The sequence below is a fragment of the Marivita sp. genome, assembly GCF_017643905.1.
Taxonomy (GTDB): Bacteria; Pseudomonadota; Alphaproteobacteria; order Rhodobacterales; family Rhodobacteraceae; genus Marivita.
Window position 1 is genome coordinate 1 of sequence record NZ_JAEPMO010000191.1, and the last position, 6,830, is coordinate 6,830.

7 protein-coding genes are annotated in these 6,830 nt (G+C 57.7%); 1 reads left to right on the forward strand and 6 read right to left on the reverse strand.

Annotation, left to right across the window (positions count from 1 at the left end):
* The first annotated feature begins 137 nt into the window (after positions 1-137).
* The gene (locus JJ869_RS20900) at positions 138-461 is read left to right on the forward strand and encodes a hypothetical protein (protein ID WP_292270342.1); all 324 of its coding nucleotides are present in this window, start codon (positions 138-140) and stop codon (positions 459-461) included.
* Here the strand turns inward: JJ869_RS20900 and JJ869_RS20905 are convergent.
* From JJ869_RS20905 to JJ869_RS20930, 6 genes are all read right to left on the reverse strand, one after another.
* Entirely contained in the window at positions 446-880 is a 435-nt protein-coding gene (locus tag JJ869_RS20905; RefSeq protein ID WP_292270344.1) for a hypothetical protein, read from the reverse strand. The genes JJ869_RS20900 and JJ869_RS20905 overlap by 16 nt on opposite strands.
* Complete coding sequence (locus tag JJ869_RS20910) at positions 867-1,949, reverse strand: EscU/YscU/HrcU family type III secretion system export apparatus switch protein (protein WP_292270346.1); 1,083 nt, start codon at positions 1,947-1,949, stop codon at positions 867-869. The genes JJ869_RS20905 and JJ869_RS20910 overlap by 14 nt, the downstream gene beginning before the upstream one ends.
* Complete coding sequence (locus JJ869_RS20915) at positions 1,946-2,713, reverse strand: flagellar biosynthetic protein FliR (protein WP_292270348.1); 768 nt, start codon at positions 2,711-2,713, stop codon at positions 1,946-1,948. Before JJ869_RS20915 ends, JJ869_RS20910 begins: the two co-directional genes overlap by 4 nt.
* Complete coding sequence (gene flhA / locus JJ869_RS20920) at positions 2,710-4,800, reverse strand: flagellar biosynthesis protein FlhA (RefSeq protein WP_292270349.1); 2,091 nt, start codon at positions 4,798-4,800, stop codon at positions 2,710-2,712. The genes JJ869_RS20915 and flhA overlap by 4 nt, the downstream gene beginning before the upstream one ends.
* Complete coding sequence (locus JJ869_RS20925) at positions 4,800-5,453, reverse strand: lytic transglycosylase domain-containing protein (RefSeq protein ID WP_292270352.1); 654 nt, start codon at positions 5,451-5,453, stop codon at positions 4,800-4,802. The genes flhA and JJ869_RS20925 overlap by 1 nt, the downstream gene beginning before the upstream one ends.
* Positions 5,454-5,542: 89 nt before the next feature.
* Positions 5,543-6,830: AarF/UbiB family protein (locus JJ869_RS20930; RefSeq protein ID WP_292270355.1), on the reverse strand; the 1,288-nt coding region annotated here is incomplete at its 5' end.

Sequence of the window (6,830 nt, forward strand, 5' to 3'; positions counted from 1 at the left end):
GATCGAAATCTCTTTCAGTGAAACGTCCAAACCAGCATAGTAAATCATGGTCGTTCTCCTCACGGCTGTTTCTCAGTGAGGCCATTATACCAGACCTCGCGCGCCACCGGAGAGCGACCGCCGCAATCACACCATGTATGGAAATCGTCAAGCTTCCAAGTCAGTTCGTTGTCCCCGTGATCCTCGACAACCGTGTCAGGGCGATGGTGATCCTTACCGTTGCTCTCGAGGTCGAGACTGGGCAAGGGGACCGCGTCCGCGCGTTGGAACCGAAACTGCGTGACGAATTCCTTGCCGAACTGTTCAATCTGGCAGCCCTGGACGGCTTCAGGGACGACCTGATTTCACGAAAAACGCTGGAATTGGTAAAACACGCGCTGACCGCGCGGTCGACCGACGTTCTGGGCACCAAAGACGTGACGGTGCTGATCACCGACATGGCACGTCAAGACACGTTCTGATGGCGTTTCCAGGCGTGGCGTAAAGCCAGATCGTCTTGCACCGAACTGTACGGATCCGATGCCTCGGTTGAGCGACGCTCGATCTGCACTGTCAGGGCCAGCCTTTGCCTCAGCGTGGCTCGCAACTGATCGTGAACCAGACTGCGCTGGAGTGCCGCTTTTGCCAAAACGGTCTGCAACTTGCGTTGGTCTTCGACCAGCTTGCGCAACCGCAATTCGCCTACGCGGAACAATGCGGGTTGGTTGACCGAGTTCGACTGAAGCGTCAGCATCAGCTCCTGTTCCTGTTCGGCGATGGCGATCTGTTTCGATCGAAGTTCCTCCTTAGCGCGCATATCGCCTGCGAACCGCGACTCGAGCAGTTGAACGCGGGCGTCTAGCACGGTCAGGACACCGGACATCCGGTCATCGACGGTCATGCGCGACCATGTTTTGGATTCGACGCGCATATCCGATGGCGGCTGCCACCGCCTTGTAATGCGATGACTCGATGCTCATCCCGACCTTCACGTTGGCATAAAGATCGCGCGCGGTCGGAGGATCGCGGTAGAGCGGTACGCCAGACTGAACTGCGATCTCACGGATCCTGCGGGCGGTTTCATCAGTTCCACGCGCCACACATTTCGGCACGGTCTCCGTTCCGCCATCCCATTGCAAAGCAACCGCGTAATGGGTTGGATTGGTGATCACGACAACCGCCTTGGGCACGTCCAACAGCATCCGGTTTGTCGCAATTTCTTCCGCCTTGGCGCGGCGCTGCTGACGGATGTTTTCGTCGCCCTCTTCGTTTTTATGTTCATCCTTCATCTCTTTGTGGGACATGCGGTTCTTACGGGCATGCTCCCGCACCTGCCAAAGAATGTCGGTCGCAGCCAGAACCACATAGGCACCCAAGGTGCACCACAACCAACGAAGCGCCACGTCATGGATGTTCGCGAGGGCCAGATGTTCGCCACGCAAAATCGCGATTTGAAACAGATCAAAGCCGTCCAGAACGAACATTGTCAGCAGAGCCGCAAAAATCATGAATTTGACGAAATTCTTCGCGAACTCGAACAAGCCCGACCATCCGAATTTCTTTTGCGCATTGGCCAACACTGAAATGCGGTTGAGTTTCGGCAATAGCCTGTCACCGGTGAAAAGCACCTGCTTCGTGGCCACCAGGCCCCCAAGCACAACGGCAAATGGCATGACAAAGAGTATGGTGCCCAACGGCACGATCCAGGAAGTCATCGATCCAATCGCCTCTGCCCCGTCAAGAGGAGCGCGGCTTGAAGCAGAGCGGCTGATGAACCCCATGATGTCTTGAACGACCGCCGATAGATATCCGCTGAACAGCAGGTTTATCGCCACCAGGAACACAGCCAGTGCACCGAGGTTGACGACATCCTGTGACCGAACGATTTCGCCTTTCTTTCGCGCCTCTTCAAGTTTGCGGCGGGTCGCCTCATACGGCTTTTCGTTCTGGTCTTCGCCGGCTTCGCTCACGGGCGCGCCTCATAGGGCATCATCAGGATAAGCCGCGCTTTTTCCTGCCAGACCTCCAACAAGAGCTCGTGATGTTGATACAGGAAATGGATGGAGAACAGTGCGACGAAGGGAATGCCGATGAAGGACACCATGAATTGCGGCATGGCTTTGTTGATGAACCCAATGCAGAGATAATAGACGAACATCACACTGAGAAACGCCGCCGACAAAACAACCGCATGATTGAAAACGAAATTCAGCATGTCGGTTGCCTTCGACGCGAAATAGCCCGTCAGGCCTGCCATCGACGGAAAACCCAGAGAGTAGCTGGCCGCAAAGGAATAAATCATCTTGTCGGCAAGGGTGGTCGAAAACAGGATGGCGATTCCGGCCGTTGTCAGCAGATGGCCGATCACAGGCATCGGTTCGGTCGCGTTGCCCAGCATCTGAGCCAGCGATATCGATTGGCTGATGATAACGCCGGCCTTTTCCAGAAGATAGATCATGCCGCGCGACATGAGCCCGATGAAAACCCCGATTGTGGTTTCCAGAAGCCCGAATTTCAGAAGCTCTGCCCCAGCCGGCGCAGTCGCAGGCACGTGCGGGGCGAGCACCGGCGCGATGGCAACTGCGAACATCCCGGCAACCGACAGACGGACGCAGACCGAAACATAGCGTTCGCCAAACCCCGGAGCGAGATAAAAGGCCGGGCCGATCCGAAGGAAGGCGGCTGCGACCAACCATATCTGGTTGCTCATTTCCGCGAAGAACCCGTCGATCATGACGAGACCGGTATCGTGCCCACAAGCGCTGGCTTCGCGTCGAGGCCGATCTCTTCGAATGCCATGACGGGGTTGCTGATCCCCTTGGCCGTCAGGATGCTGCGCAGGAATCTGCGGCGTCGGCCCGGCGTAACCAGCGCGGGGAAAACCCCTTTCCTGCTTGCCTTCGCCAATTCTTCTGCAATGCGTTTCGACAGGGTTTCAAAATCCTTTGGCGGCAACGCCACGTCTGAAACGCCACGATCGTTTGTGACCTCGCATTCGGCGAATCGCTTTTCCCAATCCGGTGCCAAATGCACAAGCGGGATGGTTCCGTCTTCCCGGCGCATCGCGGCAACCAACTGAAAACCAAGCCTTTGTCGAACATGTTCACAAATTGAATCGGCCGTGTGCCCCTGTCCGCGCGTTTCCGCAATGGCTTCAAGGATCAGCTGGAAATTGCGGATCGACACCTGTTCGTCCAGCAAGAGCTTGAGTACCTGCAAAAGCGTATCCAGCGGCACCTTGTCCGGTACAGTTTGTTCGATCAAAGCGCGGTTCGCTTCGGCACGCGCCGGATTGGACAACGTCCCAAGCTCGTCCAAGAGCCGTTTCAGCGATTTCATCGTCAAGAGTCGGCCCAGATTGCGCTTGATGATCTCAAGAAGATGCGTTGCGAGAACCTCGCTGGGGGAAACGACGATGAGGCCGCTCAATTGGGCGTCCTCACGTTCGGAATGCTGAATCCATCGCGCCGGCGCACCATAGACGGGTTCTTCCACATCATGTCCGCGTGGCAGGGTCTGCGCATCCTCAGGGATGAGGGCAAGCATCAGGTCGGGGTGCAAAACCCCACGTGCCACCTCAACGCCGTGAACACGTAGAACATAGGTTCCATCCTTCAGCATGGCATCGTCGGTCAGACGCACTTCGGGCATGATCATCCCGAAACTCCTTGCGATATGCGTTCGCATATTCGTGATGCGGGAATCCAATCCGCTGGCGGGGTCGAGAACCATGTCGACAAGATCTGGCGCGAATTCCACATGGATGTCATCAAGATCGAGAACATCGCCAATCGGCCGGTCTCGGGGCGCAACCATCGTGGTCTCTTTCAAATCATCAACCGCGGTCGCGGCGTTCTGCCGATAGACCCAGTAGGCCAGTCCCCCAAGGATCACACCACCGGTCATGAACGGCACAACCGGCAAACCCGGAACCAGCGCAAAAAGCACCATAAGGACAGCCACGGTGGCAAGCGCGGCAGGATGGCGGCCCAGTTGCGAAGTGATGGCCAGGTCAGTCGCGCCAATTGACCCCCCGCGCGCCAGAAGCAGCGCTGCGGCAATCGAGATGATGACCGCGGGGATTTGAGTGACCAGGCCGTCGCCCACGGTCAGAATCGCATAGGTCTCAAACGCGGCGCCAATTGGCATGCCATGCACCAGCGTGCCCATGATCAATCCGACCACGATATTGAGCAGCGTGATCAGGAGGCCCGCCACAGCGTCGCCTTTCACGAATTTCGACGCCCCGTCGAGCGATCCGAAAAACGTGGTTTCCTGCAACTCGCGTTCCCGCCGCGCGCGCGCCTCGGCATGGGTGATGGCGCCAGCGGCCATGTCACTGTCGATGGCGAGCTGCTTGCCGGGCATTCCGTCCAGCGCAAACCGTGCGCCGACTTCAGCCATGCGCGCCGCACCCTTGGTGATCACCATGAAGTTGACGATCAAAAGCACACAGAAGACGACCAACCCGAGAAAGACACTGCCGCCCATGACAAAATCGGCAAAGCCTTGAATGACATTACCAGCGGCGTCGGTTCCGGTGTGACCTTCGCCGATGATGAGTTTCGTCGAACTGATGTTGAGCGACAGGCGCAACATCAAAGACACCAAGAGGATTGTCGGAAACGCCGAGAAATCGAGCGGTCTTTCGACGAACAGCGTGACTGTGAAAATCAGGATCGCCAAGGCGAACGATGCGGCCAATCCGATATCCAGGACGAAGGCAGGAACTGGCAGGATCATCATGACGATGATCGCCATCAAGGCGACGGCAAGTGCCACCGTCGGTTTGGCAAAGAGGCCGTGTACCGCCGCGCCCATCAATTTGTCCTTTGCAGGCCAATGAAAGGCCGCCGGTCGGCCGCACCTGACAAGAACAGCGATCCGGGGCGCGATGTTCCTGATTGACCCCAACGCACATCGGACCTGTCATTGCTGGTGCCCGGATCAATCGACGCAAGATCAGTGACCCGCCCCCGGATATTCTGAAACTTGGCTTTGTACCGGTCCGCGTAAACCGGGGTCCGGCTGTGGTAGGCACCTGCTGCTTCGGTCCAGTTGCCAAATTCCCGGTAAAGGTCGGCGAGGAAGCGAGCGGCATAAAGCGCGTTCAAATCGGGATCGAACATGTCATCCAGAGATTGAAATCCGCTGGCGTGCCAACGGTAGTTTATCTGGAAGCACCCAATATCAAGATTCGATTCCCCGCGTTTGACTTGGGAAAACACATATGAACGCGCATCGTCTTCGGTTTGAAACCAGGAGCCGTCCCCGGCGTGGTTCACCGTCCACGGCCAGGGGTCGCCAGTTTTTCCGCGCCCTGTTTCCAACCGCGTGATCGTCTGCATGACATCCAGCGGCACACCAGTTTCGGAGGCCGCGCGTTGAGCAGCGATATCGCAAATACTTGCGTTCGAGATGGTGCCGACAAGTAAAGCCAACGCCACAGCCAGAGCTGCCGATTTCGACCACATCCCGTACACATCAAGCCCTTCGCATTCTGCGGTTTGGGGGACCTTAGAGGTGAGAGCGTTAGTATTTGGTTACGGAAACCGGTCGCCGTTCAGAAAAACACTTCGATTAGCGCGACGAGACCGCCGCCGACAACGGCGCCGATCACGCCCCATAGAAGGGCCGTCTTGAGCTTGGCGGGCTTGGGTTCAGGTTTCCCCTGTGCCTGCTCGATCAAGAGCTGCTCCATCAATCCGGGCAGACGTGGTCCAAAGCGGGCAAGCACAAGCGCGGTTTTCCCAAGGTCCTTGGCAAAGGCGCGGGGCCCAATACTGGTCTTGATGTAATCCTCAACGATGGGCTTCGCGACGTTCCAGATGTTCATCTTCGGGTCCAGCGACCGGGCCACACCTTCGACAACCACCATGGTGCGTTGCAGCAGGATCAGTTCCGTCCGGGTTTCCATTCCAAAGCGCTCGGTCACCTCGAACAGGTAGCTCAGCAAACGCCCCATCGAAATGCGGGTCGCGTCCATTCCAAAGATCGGCTCGCCCACGGCCCGAAGCGCGCGCGCGAATTCATCCACATCGCGATCATTCGGCACATAGCCTGCTTCGAAATGCACCTCGGCCACGCGTTTGTAGTCGCGGCGGATGAAACCGTAGAGGATCTCGGCGTACACCCGGCGCGTGTATTCGTCGATATGGCCCATGATCCCGAAATCCAGCGCGATGATGTCGCCATTCGGGGCCACCTTGAGATTGCCCTGATGCATGTCAGCATGGAAATAGCCATCGCGAAGCGCATGCTGCAGGAAGAGTTGCAGGACGCGCTCGCTCAGCGCGACCCGATCATGTCCAGCCGCATCCAATGCGTCGTTGTCGCCAAGCGGCAAACCTTCGGCCCATTGAAGCGTCATCACCCGGCGGCTAGACAGATCCCATTTGATCGCGGGAAGCTGGAAGCCTTCATCCTGTGCAGTGTTCGCCGCAAACTCGGACGCAGCCGCCGATTCAAGCCGCAGGTCCAGTTCGCCCAGTACGACGCCTTCGAAATGGGTGATCACATCCATTGGCCGCAAGCGACGCGAGGATGGCGACAGCAATTCGATCAGGCTCGCCGCAAAATAAAAGGCGTCGATGTCCTTTCGGAAATCCCGTTCGATGTTCGGCCGCAACACCTTGACCGCGACAGTCTCGCCGGTCTGGGCGAGCTTGGCTTTGTGAACTTGCGCAATCGACGCCGCCGCGACCGGTTCGCTGAATTCCGTGAACAGCGTATCGACGGAAATACCCAGCTCGGATTCGACCATAGCTTTGGCCTCGGCGACGGAAAACGGCGGCAGCTTGTCCTGCAGAACTCGCAACTGCTTGGCCATGTCATCACCGACCACGTCAGGC